The 269-nt window shown below is 41.6% G+C and carries 1 protein-coding gene; it reads left to right on the top strand.

Annotation, left to right across the window (positions count from 1 at the left end; all coding sequences use genetic code 11):
• A partial coding sequence (locus A3761_RS27030) for a hypothetical protein (protein ID WP_197472845.1) occupies positions 1-269 on the top strand: 269 nt, incomplete at both ends.

Raw genomic sequence — 269 nt, 5'->3', positions numbered from 1 at the left:
TACCAACATTATATTATTCGATCAGGCCATATCAGACACCGTTCTTAACAATCTTCGGCTAATGTGGGAACTTGGTGCAAAACTGGACTACAGAAAAACGATCGCTAAAACGGCTTTCCATTTTTATCAACGAAGCTTGTTTGAGAAAAGGCAGACTTATAGCTTGTTCGCAGGAGGCTCAAATGTTGTTGGCTGCCTCGGCTTCGTCAATGCTGCTTTTGAACTGAAAATGCAAATTGATGCTCAGTTAATTCCCGAACCTGACTATC

The organism is Oleiphilus sp. HI0123, assembly GCF_001635315.1.
The sequence above is the reverse complement of the archived record's forward strand: the minus strand, read 5'-3'. Positions and strand labels throughout refer to the sequence as shown.